Origin of the sequence: Parabacteroides sp. AF27-14 (assembly GCF_003635425.1) — a bacterium.
In the GTDB taxonomy this organism is placed as follows: Bacteria; Bacteroidota; Bacteroidia; order Bacteroidales; family Tannerellaceae; genus Parabacteroides; species Parabacteroides distasonis.
Genome location: NZ_QTLZ01000002.1, coordinates 321,707 through 342,138, shown reverse-complemented (window position 1 = coordinate 342,138; position 20,432 = coordinate 321,707). Strand labels below are relative to the sequence as shown.

General features: G+C 38.6%; 20 protein-coding genes and 1 pseudogene. All 21 read right to left on the bottom strand.

The window, feature by feature from the left end; all coding sequences use genetic code 11:
* A pseudogene (locus DWY79_RS22960) lies at positions 1 to 415 on the bottom strand (polysaccharide biosynthesis protein); the annotation flags it as partial.
* A gap of 5 nt (positions 416 to 420) precedes the next feature.
* Positions 421 to 1,662, bottom strand: coding sequence for a DegT/DnrJ/EryC1/StrS aminotransferase family protein (locus tag DWY79_RS03795; RefSeq protein WP_122368874.1), 1,242 nt, complete (start codon positions 1,660 to 1,662; stop codon positions 421 to 423).
* Positions 1,663 to 1,677: 15 nt separating this feature from the next.
* On the bottom strand, positions 1,678 to 2,274 hold the full coding sequence (locus DWY79_RS03790) for an acetyltransferase (RefSeq protein WP_005854953.1): 597 nt from the start codon (positions 2,272 to 2,274) through the stop codon (positions 1,678 to 1,680).
* Positions 2,275 to 2,282: 8 nt separating this feature from the next.
* The gene (locus DWY79_RS03785; RefSeq protein WP_122368873.1) at positions 2,283 to 2,891 is read right to left on the bottom strand and encodes a sugar transferase; all 609 of its coding nucleotides are present in this window, start codon (positions 2,889 to 2,891) and stop codon (positions 2,283 to 2,285) included.
* 110 nt (positions 2,892 to 3,001) lie between these two features.
* A complete protein-coding gene (locus DWY79_RS23270) occupies positions 3,002 to 3,130 on the bottom strand; it encodes a type II toxin-antitoxin system VapC family toxin (RefSeq protein ID WP_146375148.1) in 129 nt (42 codons plus the stop codon).
* A gap of 162 nt (positions 3,131 to 3,292) precedes the next feature.
* Positions 3,293 to 3,490, bottom strand: coding sequence for a hypothetical protein (locus DWY79_RS03780; protein WP_122368872.1), 198 nt, complete (start codon positions 3,488 to 3,490; stop codon positions 3,293 to 3,295).
* Positions 3,491 to 3,798: 308 nt separating this feature from the next.
* Positions 3,799 to 5,007 carry a glycosyltransferase family 4 protein gene (locus tag DWY79_RS03775; RefSeq protein ID WP_009018255.1) on the bottom strand — a complete coding sequence of 403 codons (1,209 nt, stop codon included), beginning with the start codon at positions 5,005 to 5,007 and terminating at the stop codon, positions 3,799 to 3,801.
* Between the two features lie 8 nt (positions 5,008 to 5,015).
* Complete coding sequence (gene wecB / locus DWY79_RS03770) at positions 5,016 to 6,140, bottom strand: non-hydrolyzing UDP-N-acetylglucosamine 2-epimerase (RefSeq protein ID WP_009018254.1); 1,125 nt, start codon at positions 6,138 to 6,140, stop codon at positions 5,016 to 5,018.
* An 8-nt stretch (positions 6,141 to 6,148) separates the two neighbouring features.
* Positions 6,149 to 6,997, bottom strand: a complete 849-nt coding sequence (locus DWY79_RS03765) for a sugar nucleotide-binding protein (protein WP_009018253.1) — start codon at positions 6,995 to 6,997, stop codon at positions 6,149 to 6,151.
* Positions 6,998 to 7,008: 11 nt separating this feature from the next.
* Positions 7,009 to 8,100, bottom strand: a complete 1,092-nt coding sequence (locus DWY79_RS03760; RefSeq protein ID WP_122368871.1) for a polysaccharide biosynthesis protein — start codon at positions 8,098 to 8,100, stop codon at positions 7,009 to 7,011.
* A 17-nt stretch (positions 8,101 to 8,117) separates the two neighbouring features.
* Positions 8,118 to 9,197, bottom strand: coding sequence for a hypothetical protein (locus DWY79_RS03755; RefSeq protein ID WP_083785456.1), 1,080 nt, complete (start codon positions 9,195 to 9,197; stop codon positions 8,118 to 8,120).
* A gap of 2 nt (positions 9,198 to 9,199) precedes the next feature.
* On the bottom strand, positions 9,200 to 10,612 hold the full coding sequence (locus tag DWY79_RS03750; RefSeq protein WP_039848856.1) for an AMP-binding protein: 1,413 nt from the start codon (positions 10,610 to 10,612) through the stop codon (positions 9,200 to 9,202).
* Between the two features lies 1 nt (position 10,613).
* Positions 10,614 to 10,853 (bottom strand): acyl carrier protein, encoded by a 240-nt coding sequence (locus DWY79_RS03745; RefSeq protein WP_009018249.1) that lies wholly within the window; start codon positions 10,851 to 10,853, stop codon positions 10,614 to 10,616.
* 22 nt (positions 10,854 to 10,875) lie between these two features.
* A complete protein-coding gene (locus tag DWY79_RS03740; protein ID WP_158593837.1) occupies positions 10,876 to 11,694 on the bottom strand; it encodes an AAC(3) family N-acetyltransferase in 819 nt (272 codons plus the stop codon).
* 148 nt (positions 11,695 to 11,842) lie between these two features.
* Positions 11,843 to 12,586 (bottom strand): glycosyltransferase, encoded by a 744-nt coding sequence (locus DWY79_RS03735; RefSeq protein WP_122368869.1) that lies wholly within the window; start codon positions 12,584 to 12,586, stop codon positions 11,843 to 11,845.
* A gap of 22 nt (positions 12,587 to 12,608) precedes the next feature.
* Positions 12,609 to 13,946, bottom strand: coding sequence for an O-antigen polymerase (locus tag DWY79_RS03730; protein ID WP_122368868.1), 1,338 nt, complete (start codon positions 13,944 to 13,946; stop codon positions 12,609 to 12,611).
* Between the two features lie 37 nt (positions 13,947 to 13,983).
* Positions 13,984 to 14,874, bottom strand: coding sequence for a DUF4422 domain-containing protein (locus DWY79_RS03725; protein ID WP_122368867.1), 891 nt, complete (start codon positions 14,872 to 14,874; stop codon positions 13,984 to 13,986).
* 3 nt (positions 14,875 to 14,877) lie between these two features.
* Entirely contained in the window at positions 14,878 to 16,005 is a 1,128-nt protein-coding gene (gene glf, locus DWY79_RS03720) for a UDP-galactopyranose mutase (RefSeq protein ID WP_122368894.1), read from the bottom strand.
* Between the two features lie 7 nt (positions 16,006 to 16,012).
* Positions 16,013 to 16,843: a 4Fe-4S cluster-binding domain-containing protein gene (locus tag DWY79_RS03715; protein WP_009018243.1), complete on the bottom strand. Its 831-nt coding sequence runs from the start codon at positions 16,841 to 16,843 to the stop codon at positions 16,013 to 16,015.
* Complete coding sequence (locus tag DWY79_RS03710; RefSeq protein WP_122368866.1) at positions 16,830 to 18,842, bottom strand: pyruvate formate lyase family protein; 2,013 nt, start codon at positions 18,840 to 18,842, stop codon at positions 16,830 to 16,832. The genes DWY79_RS03715 and DWY79_RS03710 overlap by 14 nt, the downstream gene beginning before the upstream one ends.
* The gene (locus tag DWY79_RS03705; protein ID WP_009018241.1) at positions 18,839 to 20,290 is read right to left on the bottom strand and encodes a flippase; all 1,452 of its coding nucleotides are present in this window, start codon (positions 20,288 to 20,290) and stop codon (positions 18,839 to 18,841) included. The genes DWY79_RS03710 and DWY79_RS03705 overlap by 4 nt, the downstream gene beginning before the upstream one ends.
* Between the last annotated feature and the right edge of the window lie 142 nt (positions 20,291 to 20,432).

Sequence of the window (20,432 nt, the reverse complement as noted above, 5' to 3'; positions counted from 1 at the left end):
ACACACGCATCATCCACATCAAGCTCATAGCCAACAACGCGGAGAGGATCAGATCCCGTTTACGGATATACACCAAATAAGGAGAAAAGTCCGTCAACGCCTGAAACACGACCACGCAAATCAAGCCAAACAAGACGGCGAATCCCACCTTTTGCAAGTCCACGAAAGAGGAATAACGTATAATCCCCGAATAGGTATGGAACAGGCGAAAGCCTACCAGATAAGGAATCAGGCATACCAACAGCGTGACCAATAGATGTCCTAAGATATCCAAGGTTGATAATACACCGTTATTCAAGGTATACACCAATAATCCGGAAAATAGGATCAAGCAGCAATCCAGCAAGATAATACCCCAATAGGGTAAGGATTTCTTGGAAAAGTACCAGGTAGATAGTCGAGAAAAAGGGTTCATGATAACTATAGTATATTCTTCTTTATACAATCCACGATATAGGCCACATCCTCATCTGTCACATACGGGCCAGAAGGCAGGCACAACCCAACCTTAAACAAAGATTCGCTCACCCCATTCACATAAGCCGGGCAATCCTTATAAACAGGTTGCTTATGCATCGGTTTCCACAAAGGGCGAGATTCTATACCCATCGCATCAAGTCCCATACGCATCGCCTCGACATTGGCATTCGGCTCGCAATCCGTATGTGCGTTAACCGCTACGTGAGTCACACCGCCCGCACCACCAACAGCACCTTGTACCGTTGCTTGATAAGCATCCTCCTGTCCTTTCATCCTCAATGAAGGATCCAAGACAATCGTATTCAACCAATAATTACTATCAAAACGGCCGGAAGGATTCTCATGCAAGGTAATCCCTCTCACATCCTTCAACAGCTCCCGGTATAAATCGCACGTATGCTTATGATGAGCCACATGAGCGTCAGCCACCGTCATCTGACCACGTCCGATACCCGCGCAAATATTCGACATCCGATAATTATACCCGATCCGTTCATGCTGGTAATAAGGATAAGCCTCCCGAGCCTGCGTAGCGTAGAACATGATCTCCCGCTTAGCCACCTCGTCCGGACAAATCAACGCACCACCACCACTAGTCGTAATCATCTTATTCCCATTGAACGACAGCACCCCATATTTTCCAAACGTACCCAACATACGTCCATCATAACGAGAGCCAAGACCCTCCGCCGCATCCTCTATGACCGGAATCCCATACCGATCAGCGACAGCCATAATCTCATCCACCTTATAAGGCATCCCATATAAGGCCACTGGGACAATCGCTTTCGGTGTTTTTCCCGTCTTCTCGATACGATCTTGAATCGCCTCTTCCAGCAACACAGGATCCATATTCCAAGTATCCACCTCCGAGTCCACGAACACAGGCGTAGCCCCCAGATAAGTGATCGGATGCGAGGAAGCACAGAAGGTAAAGCTCTGTACCAGCACCTCATCCCCCGGCTTCACGCCACAGGCAAGCAACGCCAGATGCACTGCGGCAGTACCGGCAGACAGAGCCACCACATGTTTACCTTCACCCACGAATTCCTCCAGATCCTTCTCGAATCCATTCACGTTCGGACCTAGAGGCACGACCCAGTTCGTATCAAAGGCCTCTTTGATATACATTTGTTCCTTGCCGCTCATGTGAGCAAGACAAAGGTAAATTCGTTTGTTCATATTTGATTCCTAATATTATTCTCCGTTAGCTATTTTCTTGATTATCTTACATCTGTTTCCCACAGCAAGAACTCCATCTGGGATATCTTTCGTTACCACCGATCCAGCTCCTATCACACACCAACGACCAATCCGCAGTCCAGGGATAACAATCGAACCTGCACCTATCCAAGAGCCTTCACCCACATACACATTTCCACAAAGTGTGGAATGGGGCGAAATATGTACATAATCAGCAATTACTGATTCATGATCTATAGAGGCACCCGTGTTAATAATACAATGTTTACCTATTTGAGCATCAGCTTGCACAATCGCTCCCTGCATAATGACAGTGCCCTCACCAATCGTAGCCGAAGGCGATACGATAGCCGATGGATGAATGGCTCTACCAAATACCCCCTGCATATGTTGGCTAATCATGCGACGAATACGGTTGTCTCCTATACTGATAATTAGAGGAAATAGATCAGACCTCCCGTGAAAGACTGGGTATCCATGAAGTTCCCTTATCTCAGAGTTGTCATCAATCAATCCCTCCACTTGCGAACCTTGCGCACACAAAATGTCGATGATCACTTTAGCGTGACCACTTGCGCCATATAAATACATATCTTGATTTAATTATTTCCTGTAAAAAACTCCATCGTCGCCTGTCCCTCTTGTGAGATACCTTCACGCACAAAGACCTTTTTCAAGGTGATGAATAAGATTCTCAGATCCAACAGGAACGAACAATGATCCACATACCAAACATCCAACTCGAACTTCCTCGTCCAGCTGATCGCATTGCGTCCATGGCATTGTGCCCAACCTGTAATCCCCGGACGAACCTCATGCCTTCTCGCTTGCTCTTCTGAGTAAAGAGGCAAATATTGCGACAAGAGAGGCCGAGGACCAATCAAAGCCATATCCCCTTTCACTACATTAATCAACTGCGGTAACTCGTCAATCGAAGTAGAACGAACAAACCTGCCTACATTCGTTAATCGGTCGGCATCCGGTAACAGATTCCCTTCCGCATCCCGCTCATCCGTCATGGTCTTGAACTTGACAACCTTGAATATCTTTTCATTCTTACCCGGACGCTCTTGTAAAAAGAAAGCCCCTGCCCCCTTATTAGCGAAATGCAGCCAAATGGTTATGACAAGTAGTATCGGCCACAGGATAGCCAACGCAAGAAGTGAGAGGATGAAATCAATCACCCTCTTCCAAAAATCTTTGTACATGATCAATTATTAAACGATAAAAGAGGCAAGCTAATATACCCTATAAACAAATAAACTACATCAGCTTCAGAAAAGGTTAAGTATTTGGTATTCTAATATTTGAAAATTTTTCACCTCCAGATCCAATTCTCAAAGCGGATATTCGATATATTCTTGAAATCCTTAAGATTTTCAGTCACCATTACCATCCGGTGAATCACGGAGGTGCAACCAATCAATAAATCAAAATTATCTTCCATAGGAGTCCCCGCTAAACGTAGACGGGCTTTTTCCGAAGCAGACATATCGAAAGAATCCACGACAGGCAACCCCCTTAGGCACTTACGAACTCGTCCAAATTCTGTGTCCTACGCCGTAAACCTTGTATATGCCCTAACTCCGGGCTTCACGCACTTCTTTCACTAAACGACCCACCTCAATAGAATCCGAGTCTTCCCATACGCCATAAAAAAACTGGCGGAGATTGTTTTTTTCTCAGCCTTGGAACGAAGCAACGATTGGCTTAGACAAGATATTAAATCCAATTTCACCTCATCACTAAGATCCTTCAGTACATTCCAATATGAATCGGATTCAGGAATGATCGCTGTTGTTTTCATATATCCATGTTTTTCACAAAGTTAATGCTTTTACTTTATATCACCAAAACATCCATTAATTATCGTATTTGCGAACCTTGTACCAGGGCTCGTCACAGCAGACTATGCTATCTCGTCGTCTACTGCCTGCATTGTACGATTATCATAGGTAAACAACTTTACTATCCTACGATTCTTCGATATTCCCATACACTGGAGGCATTCTCGAATGATTGATTTAACAACCTTTAAGAACTTAGAGGGGAGGGGGGTGGGAACACTCTGATAGCGAAACCATTTATTCTATGATTGGCCCCTAATTTGACTACTTACGACCTGAAATGACGCATAATAGAATTATAGGTATGCTCCACAGTCCAATTATTCATCAAAAAATCATATCCATTTCTCCCCATTACGACACGTCTGTTTCCATCCTCAGACATATACTGCATTAAACTCATAAATTCTTCTAAATTTCCAGATACTGTCCAACGTCCAAAATCATTAGATTCAGCAATTCTTCCAGCATCGGTAACGATGTCTGTTGCCAATAATATTGGAAGTCTACATTCTAAATACGACAACATACGCGAAGGAGTATTTGGAACAGTAAAGCGATGATCAAGCAGAACCAGTCCGACATCACATAAACATACTATCTTATCATATTCGGCTTTTGGTAAATAAGGAATTAATAAAGCATTCTTAGGAAGATGAACATCAAACCATCTCTTTACTTTTGCATAACCAGTACCTCCACCAATAATGATTATATATGAATCTGCCCTTAACTCGTTAGCTTCTACTATTCTAAGCAAAAAATCCAATCCTTGAGGTTCGCCTAAATTTCCTCCGTAAATAAATAAAGTCTTATCAGATGGTATATTTAATTTTTCAAGAAATTCACTATTATCCTTACTAAAATACTCCATTTCATGAAGTTCAACGCTATTAGGACATATCTCCAATTTACTCTTATCTATTTGTTTATTATGCTCTATCAAAAAATCGATGTTAGCAGGAGATGTACATCCAATGTAGTCTGATATGCTATATAGTTTTTTCTCTTTTCTCCTAAACATTTTATATAACAAGCTTTTTTTAGATAATAAGCCTAGATCAACTGCATTTTGAGGGAATATATCTTTTAACATTAAATATGTTTTTGCATTATTTTTATTCTTCAAATACAGAATTACACCATTCAACGTAATAGGAGGCGTAGAATACAATATCAAGTCAAAATGTATATTATTCCAATATTTATTAATTGCAGACATATATTGATTCTCTAAAAGAAGTACCCCTATACCCTTCTCTATATAATTGGTCTTTTGAATATTTAAAGTTTTAACTTTCAATATATGTAATCGACCAGAATCAACAACTTCTGTTTTCCCTCCATATCTTCGTTCATTCGCAGACACGACATATACAGAATGACCTCTCTCTAGAAATAATCTCAATAAGTCTGTATAAATACCCCTTTGAGACACATCTGAGATCCTTACTAATGTTAAAAAAACAATATTCATATATTACTTTATTTTCGCCAAACCATCTTATTTATAATACCTGTATAACTCTGTATCAACTTAACCACCTTAGTGGATACATTGCTATCATCATAAGCTGGTACCGTTAATCCATAATCTCCACAAAGATGCATTTCTACAGCAAGATCAACGGCCTGTAATACTTGTTCTGTAGAAATTGACCCTATAACAAAGACGCCCTTATCCATAGCTTCCGGACGCTCTGTTGATGTACGAATACTTACCGCTGGAAATTTAAAGAAACTAGCTTCTTCCGGAACTGTCCCACTATCTGATACCACACAAAAAGCATGCTGTTGTAAATGGTTATAATCATGGAATCCTAATGGTTTACTTTGAATCACTCGTTTATCAAACTTAAACCCACGTTGCTCAATAAACTTTTTGCTACGCGGATGACAAGAATAAAGAATAGGCATATTATACTTATCAGCCATAGCATTAACCGCATTCATCAAGGAGAAAAAATTAGCTTCAATATCTATATTTTCCTCGCGATGAGCTGAAAGTAGGATATATTTATGTCTTTCCAACCCTAAACGCCCTAATACTTTACTTGAATTAATTTGTTCTATACATCCATCCAACACCTCACGCATAGGAGATCCGACGACATAAGTATTCTCAGGCCTAACCCCCGCATCAAGGATATAACGACGAGCATGTTCGCTATAACAAAGATTCACATCGCTAGTTACATCTACAATTCTTCTGATTACCTCTTCAGGTAAATTCTCATCTTTACAACGATTTCCTGCTTCCATATGAAATATCGGAATTTTCAAACGTTTTGCGGAAATAATAGAAAGGCAACTATTAGTATCACCTAACACAATTACAGCATCTGGTTTTATTTCTACCATCAATTCATAGCTCTTAGAGATCACATTCGCCATGGTCTGGCCTATGTTTTCACCAACCACATTTAAGTAATAGTCAGGCTCACGCAAAGCTAGATCTTTAAAAAACACTTCGTTTAAAGTATAATCATAGTTCTGCCCTGTATGAACAAGATAATGTTCAAAATACTTATCACACTTTTTAATAATGGCAGACATCTTTATTATTTCAGGCCGAGTACCTAAAATAGTCATTAATTTTAATTTTCCCATATAGCCAATCAATATAAAGGATAAATATCTTTATGGTTATCAACCCACTCTTTCATCTCTATAATCATCTGTTCGTAAGAAGGTACCTCAAAATCAAAATCAGTACGCTTATTGAGTAAGGTCTTATCTAAAACCAATTTTTCAGACTTCGCTATCTGAATCTCGTTATTTCTAAAGTACTTATTAAAGAGACATAGCAAGTTATATTTATTAATACTTTCGTTATTTACCAAATTATATAATCCGGTAAGGTTTGTTTGTAGAGCACGTTCCATTGCTTTTGCAAGGGTTAAAGTAGTAACCCCTGTCCATATAGCTTTTGTAAAGCCATTTATTGGAGTATGTTGTTTCATAAACCAATGAAAAAGGCCTATTCCATGTTCATTAATGTCCGGACCAATAATAGAATTTCTAAAGGTAAGGTTTTTATCATCCATAATCTCACCCAATGCCTTTGTCCTATCATAATAGGAACATCCATCAGGTACGGAGCACTCATCATAAGGTCCTGTATTACCAGCAAACACACAATCCGTACTCATCTGGATAAAGCGTGTCGGAGTATCTGTCAGCCAAGCTACAATTTGATGAGGAAGATAACTATTAATATAAACAGCCTTTTCAGGAGCCGAATCAGCAAATTGATTCAACAAACCAATGCAATTAATTATAGCATCGTAATTGCCTGTAGTTACTATATTTTTCAAGAAATCTATATCAAATGCATCTCCACCAATCCATGTACAAAAAAGAAATTGCTTGCGAGAGAACGCATACACCTCATGTCCTTGCTCTTTAAAATAAAGCGCAATAGTATGGCCAGCCATACCGGAAGCACCCAAGACTAATATTTTCATACAGGTAGTTATTACTCAGAACGTATTTCCTTAGTTTTCACTCTTGCTTGTAAACCCAGATCTTCACGAATAAAATTAAGTCTATGCAACATTTCCTTCATGTCCTCCACATCGAGACGGGTGGTATTATGGGAATGATACTCCTCTACCTGCTCAACCTTATGAGAACCCTCAGTAAAGAACTTATCATAGTTCAAGTCTCGGTTATCACATGGAATACGGTAATAGTTACCCATATCAACAGCCTTGGCCATCTCCTCACGGGTCACCAACGTCTCATAGAGTTTCTCACCGTGGCGGGTACCGATCACCTTCACCTCCGTATCGCCATACACAGGATCCACCTTGGCATAAACCTCTTTCAAAGCCGTAGCCAGCGTAGAAAGTGTAGCGGCAGGGGCTTTCTGCACGAATAGATCACCATTCTCACCATGCGTGAAGGCATACATCACCAAATCCACGGCATCATCCAAAGTCATCATAAAACGAGTCATATTTGGATCCGTGATAGTGATCGGCTTACCATCCATCATCTGCTCTACCCACAAAGGGATCACCGAGCCACGGCTCGCCATAACGTTACCATAACGGGTACAGCAAATAGTAGTCTTTGCGTTCTGTCCCAAAGCACGACCTTGAGCAATAGCAACCTTCTCCATCATAGATTTAGAGATCCCCATGGCGTTGATAGGATAGGCAGCCTTATCGGTAGAAAGCACCACCACATTTTTCACACCATGAGCGATAGCGGAAAGCAACACGTTATTTGTACCCTCCACGTTCGTACGCACAGCCTCCATAGGGAAGAATTCACAACTAGGAACCTGCTTAAGGGCAGCGGCAGAGAACACATAATCCACACCAGTCATAGCGAAATCCACCGCTTCACGCTGGCGAACATTACCAATATAAAATTTCACCTTATGAGCTACCTCCGGACGTTGTGCCTGCAAGAAATGACGCATATCATCCTGTTTCTTCTCATCTCGCGAGAAGATACGAACCTCCTTAATGTCGCTATCTAAGAAACGACGAAGCACAGCATTTCCAAAGGAACCCGTACCACCTGTGATTAGCAGGGTTTTGTCTTTAAAAATTGACATGATATATATTAAAATTATTACTTCCCAGATAAATCTAAAGCTAACAGACTTAAATCATTTTTATTTGTAGCTATAGGCTGAAAATATAAAGTATTTGCATCATTCCTCCCAGAAGGAAAACGAAAGACACCAAACTGAAACGCATAAGGCCAAAGATCCTTCCTCTCCTTGTAGATCTCCCTAAATCCCTTTTCCATATTTCCACAATAGAGATGCACATACATATCCGTGATGCCAGCCCCTCGCTTACGGCTCGTAAAGAGCTTGAATAAAGAGCTATCCCTTCCGTCCGGTTCCACCGTAGACGAGAAGACAAATTGATCACCGCATTGGCATCCATAGATGCAAGATCCGTCAATCGGTGCAATCCTCTTTAATTCCATCGTATCCGGATTCATCAAGTAAATATAATTCTTGGCGAAGGGAGCATCCGTTGCATACAACAAGCCTTCTCTCACCGGGAATACAACACATCCCCTATATTGCTGGTCATTCCAGGCTACCCGTTCCACCCTTTTGAAATTATCCGTGATCCTCCAGATTGCAGAAGCCTCATCGAAATCCCCGGTAAAGGCCCAGAGACAATCCCGATAAGGATCAGCCACGATAGCATGCACATGATTGATGACACCCCGCTCAAATGTATAGACCACCTCCCATTGATCGACAGACTTCCGCTTGTATATATGCACAGGTTCCTTATCCATATTCATGAGATATCCCCCAAACACTACCGCATCGTCAAAACCTCTTATGCCCTCTATCTTCGTAAAAGCCAAAGGGCGCAAGCCTTCCCCGATAAAATACCCTCCGGAGCGTTCGCCCGACAACAGATCCAACTCAAAAATATGATTTCCCCTAGAAAGCAAAACACGATTCTCATCCAAGGCGATAGAGGCACGGATACCGAGTCTTAACAGACGGGAAAAAGGATTTATCGCACCTATAAGAAACTCTTTGGCACTATTAAATATTGGATATTTATCTAACACTTTATTCCCAGCCAAAACCCACAAACATCCCCTTTTATAGCAAATAAGTTTACCCTCTTGAATGAAGCATAAAGGAGCAAAACCTTTCTCTAATCTATTTACCATGTTTATAACATTCTCTGCAATTCTGGATATTGTATTTTACCAGAATTAGATTTAGGAATAACAGCTATAACAAGTACACGAAAAACACTCTGATTAAAACCGGTTTTTGCTACCAAAAAATGCTTTATATCATCTTCCAATCCATTCTGTGTCACAAAAACAGAAATTCGATCATCCACACCAACACATGCGCAATCAGCTGTAATAACCTTCACAAATTGCTCAACAGCATCCAAATTACAACGATTACCCATAACCTTCACAAATCTTTTCATACGTCCCTCTATATAGAAAAAGCCATCTACATCCCTTTTAGCTATATCGCCCGTATAAAGGATTCCGTGATTTTCATCGCCCAGTTGTAAATCTTGTCGTTTTTCAGAATATCCCCAACAGACATTCTCCCCCTCGTATACCAATTCTCCCTCAACATCGGCATCCTTTATGACATCGCCTCCGGCATCTATCAATGAGAATTTACCTCCTGGTATAGCTATGCCAATTGACGCGTATTTATCAACCGCCTTGTCATGAGGAAGATAACTCATTCGAGGAGAGGCCTCTGTCTGGCCATACATTACAACAAATCGCTTATTGTTTGCCTCTGCAAAATCCACATATTCCTTTACGTAAGCAGAATTCATCTTACCCCCTGCTTGCGTCATTGTCTTCAAATAAGGCAAATCCATACAGAAAAATTTTAAACGTCTCAACATCTCATACGTATATGGAACACCGGCAATAGATGTCGCTTTTTCTTCTTTAATAAAGTCCCAGAAATCACGCTGCAACACTGTTTTATCAGTCAGTAAAATAGTAGCACCTTTAATTAAATGAGAGTTAATAACCGACATACCAAAACTATAATACATTGGCAACGACATCACGGGGCGTTCATTCTCATCAATCTGAAGATACTCTGCGATAGACTCCGCATTACTTCTCAGATTTTTTTCAGAGAGCCTAACAAACTTAGGAGAAGCCGTACTACCTGATGTAGTCAAACATAAGAGTAAATTTGGGTTGATCGCTTTATCTTTTTCACTGAAATCCCTATCGTACCGCATTTGCAGCATAGAATAATTTTCATATTTGTAAATAACAGTACCAACAAATTCTCCAACCCTTTTTTGAGATAACCAAATGAACTCAGGATGATAGATAGCAATAAGATGCTGAATAAGCTCTATGTCCTTACTTCCATCTAATAAGACACATGGAATATGTTTAGTCATACATGATATATAACCTAACAAGGAACCCATTACGTTTTCACAAAGAATGAAAACAAGACCATCATACGGAATTGCGTCGTGAAATTTTTCCGTCTCAACAGTTAACTCAGCATATGTAATAGATTCTCCTATATCAGATCTTATAGCCAATCTTGAGGAATACTTCTGCAAATCAAACATCTTAGAACGATATATTATATTTTCGCATAAGAATCAACACCGCAGCCTTATAAGAATTTATATCCATAATATCATCAGATTTTATTTCAATATCAAAGGCTTCCTCAAGGTTAGCGATCAAAACCATTTGACCTACAGAATCCCAATTGCTAACACCTTTATATACCAAATCCTTTAAGTATTTTTTATCAATAGCAAAAGCATCGACAAATGCTTGATTAAGTTTTTCTAAATTATTCATGATAACAACATCTATTAATCGTTTATTTAAAATATGGATAACCCCTACTATTCTTAGACATTAGATAGTTTATAAGTTTAGAAGATTCTTCAAATTCAACTAGGACATTATCAAATCTTTGAGATTTGATAATTCTATTATCTAAGAGATCTTTATATCTATTCAGCTCTGCTTGATGCAACATACCCCACTTAGCTTTTCGCTCCTTAACCTTTAAATCAATAGTATTATTTCTCTCTATTTCTATTCTAAAATTCCGAACACTATACCAATCATCATCACCCCAATACCAATTACCAAAAGCCTCTTCAGCCACATGTCCAATAGTATTATGGTGCCTAAGATCTGTTCCTAAACTACACACGAAAGCATTATGACTCACACAAAAATGCCATGCAGAATAAATGCCATGCGGAGATGGAATGTCCCCTTCAATATTATGCCGCATCATATCTTTGGCTAAAGGACCTATGGCACAGAGAGGATTCAATGGATGCAGACTTATTTCAGCGTCAGGCATCCTCATCAAGAAAGTGGGCAATAAGCCTGATACAACAGGTGTCCTTTTTGGATTATACACACATTCAGGGTAAACGAAATCTCGTTTTAATTTCTCAATTGGAGATGGCTCATTTTTATAATGTCGTATTACAGGCATAGCAAGAGTGCCTTCTTCTCCTATCAAACCACGAAGTTTATTTATTATCTCAAGAGGAGACAATCCCGTAGCTTTTAATGAGTCGTATGAAGAGTGAACTATTAATAAAGAACCTTTACGAACTCCCCAGCCCTCTAAACGTTCAAGAATCGCATCAAAATCAACAGTATGTATGTCTGTCACAGGAAATATACTTGCCGAAACCGTATTAGGATTATATCTCGATACTAAATTGTGATTATACCAATACATTTGTCGAAGTAAGACTTCAATCCTAGGTGATAACAGAGCTATCTTACTATATATTTTAAAAAGAGACATTGACATAAGACTAGAGATTATGAGATTTATCAATCCTGATTTTATAGAGATATCTGGCTATTACATTTTTTATAATAATCCAACGAACTTGAAGCTGATAGTTCAATGGAGGTCTACTTTTAGGCGTCGCATTATTCGCATGCTCACGATGCAGAATCAAAGCTTCATCTATAGCTTTAATTTTTGTTTTTCCACAAGATAACATACTCCCTATCCACCAATCATGAGATCTATAAATTGTAGGGAAAGGTACCACCAGTTCCTTATAAAAGGATCTGAAAGCCATACAACATCCAATATAGCTAAGCCTATATATATTTCCCAAGAAAGAGGTTCTTACACCACCTCTTAATTTAAACGTTGACTTAAACCTTACATTCAAGTCTGAATCTGTAAGCTTTGAATCATGAATCACTACGGCAACATGGGGATTTTCAAATTCACGAAGTACCTTATCGACTTTATTAGGCAACCACACGTCATCTTGATCTGACAGAAAGATAATATCCCCCAAACAATGTTCCACCGCATTTTGAAAGTTTTTCACAACACCTGGTTTATAGGGATTATCATATATCTTCACCCTTTTATCAGACTGAGCGAACTCTGTCAATATTGACAATGAATTATCAGACGATTCATCATAGGATATGATAAGTTCATCATCCTTTCTTAACTGGCTGAGTATAGAAATAATCTGATCTCTCACATATTTCTCTCCATTATAAACAGCCATAGCTACAGATACTTTCATTACTATATTCTATTTACAAACATTATGTATAAACTCTTTTAAACACAAAAGAATAATGGAAAAACAACAAATACAGGCAATAGGCAGCAGGCCCCGGTTTTGATAAATCCCAAGTAAAGAAACCTGTCAAGCAAATAGTAAGCAAATAGACAAACAAAGCAAAAGCAGGAATTGATGGATAACGATGAAATTTATTTATTAATATTCTTAATACAATTCCAAGAAAAAAAGGAATAGTAATTACACCCAAAACCTTAAAATCAAGATAATAATACAGAATTGAAGAGAAAGCAAAATTAAAGGAAGTTGCAGAAGAATTAATGTCCACAGAAGTCTCCTGCAATGTATTACCTACAAGCTCATATGAGCTATTATAATCTATTCCGACCAGTGAGAATATCCAATCAAGAAGCTTATTAAAACCTAAAAATGTAGCCTCTCCAAAATAACAACCACCTAGTTTATCCAAAAAATAATCAGAATTCACCGCATAGTCTAAAGCTCTAAATGGACCAACTAAATACACAACAATTTCCTCTAAAAAATCGCATAAAGAATCGTACAAACTAAGAAGAACTATATCTATACGATCTGTCTTTCTCAAAGAACTCAAAACACCTGTTATCATAATCAATATCATAACAAATATTACAGATTTTGTTATTTGACGTTTGTTCATACTATAGCATCCGACTATATAAGACATATCGACTTTATACAAGAGCAAACAAATCAAAACAAATTGCAGAACAAACATTAATATAGTACCCTTATCAAATCCTACTAGAAAGACCAATGTAATATAGAAAAACAAACACAAAAACACTAAACTAAAATTTCTTTTCAGGTATAAGAACGCAAACAAGACCATTGAAAAATAAGATAACGGCACCGTTGCATTATTAAAAATGATCATGGCTAAAGGAGACCCATATAATTCATAATCGATGCTAAGCAAATGAGCTTCAGCAAATGTAGAAATTAATATTACATCTAAAAAGCGATAAACTAAATATATTGAAAATATAGCAAATAACAACAATGCAATATTAAAAACTCTACTACGTAAATAATAATCCAAATTCTTAGTAGGATTACAAAGCGCATATACTTTACTTCCAAAAACGTAATTTGCCATCAAAAAGCCAATATTAAACGAAATATAATAAGAACATATCAAAAAATATGTAAACAAAGATACATCCTTCATTGAAAACATATTAAGCAATGATATAACAACCAATAAAGACCACCATATCGTATGAATATTAACACATAATCGTGAAATATTGTCTTTACAACAAATTTTATTTATCCCAACTAAAAAAATCAGAAAGAAAACAATTACAAAAATAAGCATATCAAGCCCTCAGCATTAACATATACAGTTCACATAGCTATTTAAACAAATCAGGGAACTCACTCTCTAATAAATCTTTCTTCCAGACTGAATAAATAGGCTTAGTAGACAATTCATTAAGTTTAAATGAGATATTAGAAAGAATATATTTTACCGTATAAAACATATCAGATTTATTTTTCCCGTTATTATCAATATATACAATATAGCGGCGTTGCGTCTTTAATTTATTATGATAACAAAACAAAGGGAGTAACATTTCTCCCATAAATCCAAAAACCCTTCTATAATAGGCATATGGTGAAAGTTTCACATACTTTTCTACCTCAAATAATATATTAAACAAAAACTCACAATAACGATCAAAATATTCTTTCTTCATTAAAAACATATTTCTCTGAGGCACATCCGAGGAATGATAAAATACATATTCTAATGATTTTCTATATTCAGGATACAACTTCAATACTACTTTCTCCATAACCGCCATATCCATAAAATTCAAATTCAAGGCATGACGCTCTAATATATTCATTCTAAACGGAATAGACATTGGCAAAACAACATCAAAATTGAAGGTATCAACATTTAGTAAAAGAGATTTCGAATGCATACGAAACCATTCTTCGGAAACTACAACAGCTTCTTTCTTCACAAAAGGTTTAGTTCTAAAATCAAAATATCTTCTATAATGACAAAGCCCTATATAATCAACATTACGCAAATTTTTCCAAGCCCAATACAATGCGGTTAACTCACAATAATGTGGATTTTTATAGCTTATATTGTCTCCCTCATCATCCCCCTGAAAACCTAGATCCTTCTTAGATATAGCTTTTCCTACATGTATCGGTAAATAGATATCATCATTAGGAACATAAGCCTCTTTATGGCAACACACTAATATTTTAACTTTATGATTCTCCATTATTTACATTTCTAAATTTAATACTTGACTCACTACCTGATCCATATCATAATATTTGTATTCCGCTAGACGCCCTCCGAAAATTACGTTCTCTTCTTTAGCTGCCAATGCCCGATATTTCTCAGCCAATTCATTATTAGGAGTATCATTCACTGGATAGTAAGGTTCTAACCCATCTTTCCATTCTGTACTATACTCTTTAGAGATTACTGTTTTGGGACAAGCATCTATCTCAGCTCCGAACATCTCGAAATGCTTATGCTCAATAATACGGGTATACGGCTGTTCATGAGAAGTATAGTTCACTACGGCATTACCTTGATAATTCGTGCAATTTTCGACAGTCATATCAAACGAAACTGTTCGATACTCTAATTTACCATAATAGTAATCGAAGTATTCATCAATGGCACCCGTATAAACAATCCGATCAGCTATGGCCATTAGGACTTCCTTTTTGGCAAAGAAATTCGTATTCAATCTCACTTCAACTCCAGCCAATAAGCCTTCGATCAGTTTATTGTAGCCACCAATAGGAATGCCTTGATATTTATCATTGAAGTAATTATTATCATATATGAGACGAACTGGTAAACGACGGATAATGAATGCGGGGAGTTCTGTACACTTACGCCCCCATTGCTTCTCGGTATATTCCTTAATCAAGATCTCGTATATATCTTTACCCACCAACAACTGTGCCTGTTCTTCTAAATTGCGGGGTTCAGACACACTTAAATCTGCCAGTCTCCGTCTTGCCTCTGCACGCTGTTCCTCAAGTTTCGCTACAGCTTCGGTTGGTGTAGTCACACCCCACATCCGATAGAAAGTATTCATATTGAAAGGTAAATTATATAATTCGCCCTTGAAATTTGCTATCGGACAATTTGTATAACGATTGAATTCCACAATAGAATTCACAAAATCCCATACACTCTTGTTATTCGTATGAAAGATATGCGCTCCATATTTGTGTACATTAATGCCCTCTACTTTCTCACAATAAACATTTCCCCCGGCATGTGATCGCTTGTCAATCACCAAGCAAGTCTTACCTGCTTGCTTCGCCTTATAAGCGAACGTAGATCCGTACAATCCGGAACCAACTATTAAGTAATCGTAATGTTGCATCATATGATTAAATTTCGTGTTTTACAATCTGTAAACCAGCCTCCAACATTTTTCTATAGAATACATTATAAGCAGTATCTGAAGGAGTATAATCCATAAAAGGGATTCCCAATTTATCATATTTACTTTTGGCCAAAGAATGGCACTTCAATAGCTCAAAAGCATTAATACCCAAATCTTGCAATTGAGAAATCACTTTTTCAGCTTGTAGAGTTTCCACATAAACCAATCGATAAGCAATCCTCGACATCGATTCACGAAGTAATCCAAGATTGCCATGCAGTACATAGAAATAATCCTCTTTCGTATGCTCCTTTTGTAGCTTCAAATCGACAATCCACTCATCTATATATGGAATTAAATGTTCCACAACTTGTTTATCACGCATATATAAAGTTGTTTCTATGGACACGTGAATATTCGCAGCCTTTAATTCAGACAATAAAGGAACAAGGGGTTTCCACTGCAACAGTGGCTCACCTCCCGAAAGCGTAACGCCACCTCCACTTTGCTCAAACAAGGAGCTGTCCTTTAATAACTCTTTCAATAAATCTTCTGAGTCATACCGTTTAGCGATAGGCGCACATACACTAAATGGGCACTCTATGATAGAACGAGCACCTCCTTTTCGCTCACAACTTTCGCATAACAAGGAATATACGCCCAATTCCTTTAGGCATTTCTGATTGTCAATATAATATTCTTTACCAGAGAGCGCTTCCGGATTGCAACACCAAGAGCAACTGAACGGACATCCTTTCAAAAAAACAGTCGTACGAACACCTAGACCGTCATAAATACAACCTCGCTGGATGGAGATTACATTAAGCGCGCTCATATTCCCCGGCCCTAGCTATCAGGTTATCTTTATATTCTTCCGGCAGGTCATTGAAATAGGCACTAAAGCCCCATACTCGAACGACCAAGGTCGGATATTTTTCCGGATGCAATTTTGCATCTATCAAAGTTGCCCTATCATAGACATTTAACTGCAACTGATACAATCCTTTCTTGAACGCATCCCGTAAAATGGGAACCAACTTGTCTGAATTATTCAAATAAACCGGAGGAATCACATAATCCACCACATTTCCGTTCAGGCAATTTACAGGATAAGACAAAGAACTCGCAAAGTCCAAGACTTCCGCAATATCAATCGTAGAAGATAGAGGAGAAATGTGTACCGCAAATGGCTCACCGGCATTCCGACCATCCAGTGTGGCAGAGGCTACTTTTCCCCGCGAAATATAACTTGGAGAACTTAGTCCAAACTTCACGTTATACCCGTTGGCGGTAAGTTTTCCTATCGTTTCGCTCACCGTTCCAATCAACTCCTGGCTTAGACGAAGAACATACTCGTCACATAAGCCAAACTTCTTGTCATTAGCCGACTTGAACAATTGCTTTATATCAAGGTGATTCTCATAATCGGTCTGTACGATCTCCCTGCATATGCCCAAGGAGACCAATCCCTGCTCATAAACGTATTTCTTGATGTTCAACAAGGAATTCACCAAATTGGGCAAGCCTAGTAATTGGGCGCCTTGATACATATAATCGCTTCCCTGATGCGCAAAGTCTTTGCCTGAACGGATACATGACTCATTGAATAACGACATGATGGGGGAATAATCGTAATCCTTATCAACAACAACCGATCGTGTCTCTTCCGCTAAATTTCGTTTCACCAATTGTAGCAAACCGCCATAATCCAATTCGTCTTCCATCTCTGTCAAGGCCTTCTTTAAAGCATTGCAAGCGAGTATACTTATGAATGGATTATTTTGATCCGAGGATTTTCCTATAATCAGAGGTTCCCAACAGGCTGACGTACCCACATTCCACACGTCCTCGTTCCGATAACCAAACTTCACCATATTTTCCATAATAAGGGTCTCATTCATAAACAACGGAGATCCACAACCATTCGCCAAACACCTTATCGAACGTTTCCATGTATCCATTGGTGTCTCCTCATTGACCCGGAAGATGAGTTTGGGATCAGGGATTCTTAATTCCTCAAAAAGTTCCAAGAACATACGGGTCAATTCATTATCGGTATTTTTCCCATTCTTGTCAACACCTCCCAATATAATATACTGACCGCTATCACCTATCAGATTCAAGCTCTTCATGGGAGAATCCTTGCCCAACAACAAGCACATTTCTTTTAGCAAACCTTTCGCCTGCTCATAGTTTAGCCTATTGGCTTCCACATCCTTTTTATAATAAGGATACAATACTAAATCCATACGACCCAAGCCCACATGCCGATGCCCCACTTGCCATAGCAATCCATTGTAAAACAAGATTTTTTGTATGGCCTCCACCAAAGATTGACAATCTCGATAAAGCAAGTCCGGAAGTCTTTTCGCCATTGCCTCATAGCGCACATCCTCGTATCGTTGCTCCGATATGGCCCTCGCCTTATCTTCAATCGCCTTGGTCACTATATGCAAAGTGCCTATGAAATCCGAATTATCCCCGCTTCTTTCAGGAAGACTACGCATTATCTCACGTAAATCAGAATTGATTATCAAGGCATAGTCCGGCGTTATACTGGTTAACGGTTCAACTCCCGCCCTAACCAAACGAGTCTTGGTTGGATCATACGTATAGATAAACCCATGGGCCAAACAAATATCTGATCTACCTATTATCTTAGCCATCAGATTTGCGGAAGAGAGGCTACCCGGCAATTTGTCATAATAACAATGATACTTAAACAAAGTATCCCATATCGACATACGATCAAAAGCCTTTTGATAAGTTCTAATTTTTAATCGCAAAGCTCCGGATGTCGCTTTCTTTATTATTTCTTTAATCTTTCTTTTCATGAAAACCTTGCTTTAATTTTTGGAAGTATGAGATTGCTCACCAAACCATATATTGAGTTTCTAAGCACATATTGAGATATCATATAGGCGATCGAACATGCCAATACCGCAACAATCACAAAAGTCCATCCCTCAAGCAAACGGCCAATCGCATAACATAACGGTACGAAAAGGCAGGCCCCTATCAATGACTTGGCGGCATCCGCATAATGATTCACCCGAATAACCGTATCACGCCTCACGAAATATTCATTCACCAAAAATATCTGCACCTCCGCATAGACAGACGAGATTGCCGCACCGACAGCCCCATATCGGGGGATAAGTATCAAATTCAATATAAAATTGGATACCGCACCACTGGTTACACTCATTAAGAATTGCTTATCCTTTCCCATGCCCGTAAGGATCTGGATACCATTCAAGTTATTTAGCCCTATGGCTATCAACAAGACGGCTCCAACTTGCATGGGCAATATGGCTCCCTCAAATTGAGAGCCAAAAAACAAGGGAACAAAGGTAGGCGCTACCAGGATTATTCCCATAGTCATCGGAAATACCAAAAAAGAAACAATATTCAAGGATTTTTGCATGAGAGCATTAACGCTCTCCATGTCATTGGATTGCATAAAACTTGCGACCCTTGGCAAAGCAACCGCTGATAGGGCTGTGGCCAATGGCAAAACGGCTTTTACCAGATGTATTGCCGAATTATAATATCCCACTTCTGAATAATCGGCCAAGAAACCCAGCATTAACGTATCCAACATCACATAGATGCTGATAGCGACAGAAGAACCCAATAACACCAAGACAGCTTTCAAATGCGTCTTACATCCCTTGAATGTAATATAAGGTCTTATTCCTAATTTCAAAACCTTTAAATAGTTCCAAAATTCATTCGCAATCGTAGAGAAAAGGCTTAGCAAAACGTAATTAACCAGATCATGTTTGGTACGAACAAAGACGAACAGCAATAGGATACTGACCGTGCGAATAACCAATGAGCGAAATGTTATATAGCCAAACTTTTCTTGCCCCTTAAAAAACCACTCTATCTTAAAAGGCGTCATATAAAGAGATATTCCCGCCAACAGAAACAATAGCGCATTCTCTTTCAATTGATCTATCCACAACACGGAACCTATGAAAAGCAGACTAATGACAAATGTCGATACCAGTTCAATGCTAATCATTTGTGAAAGGAATCGTTCCATTTCTTTCAAGTTGCCCTGCCGCTTCGCAATTTCACGAATCCCATATGTCGGTATGCCAAGAACAGCGAACAGGGCAAAATAGGAAGCATAGGTATTGACAAAATTGACGATACCCACACCGTCCGGATCCAACACCCGCGCAATATACGGAGCTGTAATGATAGGAAACAATACGGCAGAAATCTGCAACAACAGATTATACACAAAGTTCCTCTTTATTGTCTTTGCCATTGTAAATAGTAAGCACTCAACCATGTACACCTTCTTAAAAATCAAGAAGATGAACTTTTGAATATTTTTAAATTTAACGATTTGTCATGTATTATATAGCCATTGACATAGGAACGAGGTCATCATAATTCTTATTCCCGTC

Coding starts and splice junctions, on each gene's coding strand:
- DWY79_RS03795 (WP_122368874.1), bottom strand. CDS start 1,662: ATGAACAAACGAATTTACCTTTGTCTTGCTCACATGAGCGGCAAGGAA.
- DWY79_RS03790 (WP_005854953.1), bottom strand. CDS start 2,274: ATGTATTTATATGGCGCAAGTGGTCACGCTAAAGTGATCATCGACATT.
- DWY79_RS03785 (WP_122368873.1), bottom strand. CDS start 2,891: ATGTACAAAGATTTTTGGAAGAGGGTGATTGATTTCATCCTCTCACTT.
- DWY79_RS23270 (WP_146375148.1), bottom strand. CDS start 3,130: ATGGAAGATAATTTTGATTTATTGATTGGTTGCACCTCCGTGATTCAC.
- DWY79_RS03780 (WP_122368872.1), bottom strand. CDS start 3,490: ATGAAAACAACAGCGATCATTCCTGAATCCGATTCATATTGGAATGTA.
- DWY79_RS03775 (WP_009018255.1), bottom strand. CDS start 5,007: ATGAATATTGTTTTTTTAACATTAGTAAGGATCTCAGATGTGTCTCAA.
- wecB (WP_009018254.1), bottom strand. CDS start 6,140: ATGGGAAAATTAAAATTAATGACTATTTTAGGTACTCGGCCTGAAATA.
- DWY79_RS03765 (WP_009018253.1), bottom strand. CDS start 6,997: ATGAAAATATTAGTCTTGGGTGCTTCCGGTATGGCTGGCCATACTATT.
- DWY79_RS03760 (WP_122368871.1), bottom strand. CDS start 8,100: ATGTCAATTTTTAAAGACAAAACCCTGCTAATCACAGGTGGTACGGGT.
- DWY79_RS03755 (WP_083785456.1), bottom strand. CDS start 9,197: ATGGTAAATAGATTAGAGAAAGGTTTTGCTCCTTTATGCTTCATTCAA.
- DWY79_RS03750 (WP_039848856.1), bottom strand. CDS start 10,612: ATGTTTGATTTGCAGAAGTATTCCTCAAGATTGGCTATAAGATCTGAT.
- DWY79_RS03745 (WP_009018249.1), bottom strand. CDS start 10,853: ATGAATAATTTAGAAAAACTTAATCAAGCATTTGTCGATGCTTTTGCT.
- DWY79_RS03735 (WP_122368869.1), bottom strand. CDS start 12,586: ATGAAAGTATCTGTAGCTATGGCTGTTTATAATGGAGAGAAATATGTG.
- DWY79_RS03730 (WP_122368868.1), bottom strand. CDS start 13,946: ATGCTTATTTTTGTAATTGTTTTCTTTCTGATTTTTTTAGTTGGGATA.
- DWY79_RS03725 (WP_122368867.1), bottom strand. CDS start 14,874: ATGGAGAATCATAAAGTTAAAATATTAGTGTGTTGCCATAAAGAGGCT.
- glf (WP_122368894.1), bottom strand. CDS start 16,005: ATGCAACATTACGATTACTTAATAGTTGGTTCCGGATTGTACGGATCT.
- DWY79_RS03715 (WP_009018243.1), bottom strand. CDS start 16,843: ATGAGCGCGCTTAATGTAATCTCCATCCAGCGAGGTTGTATTTATGAC.
- DWY79_RS03710 (WP_122368866.1), bottom strand. CDS start 18,842: ATGAAAAGAAAGATTAAAGAAATAATAAAGAAAGCGACATCCGGAGCT.
- DWY79_RS03705 (WP_009018241.1), bottom strand. CDS start 20,290: ATGGCAAAGACAATAAAGAGGAACTTTGTGTATAATCTGTTGTTGCAG.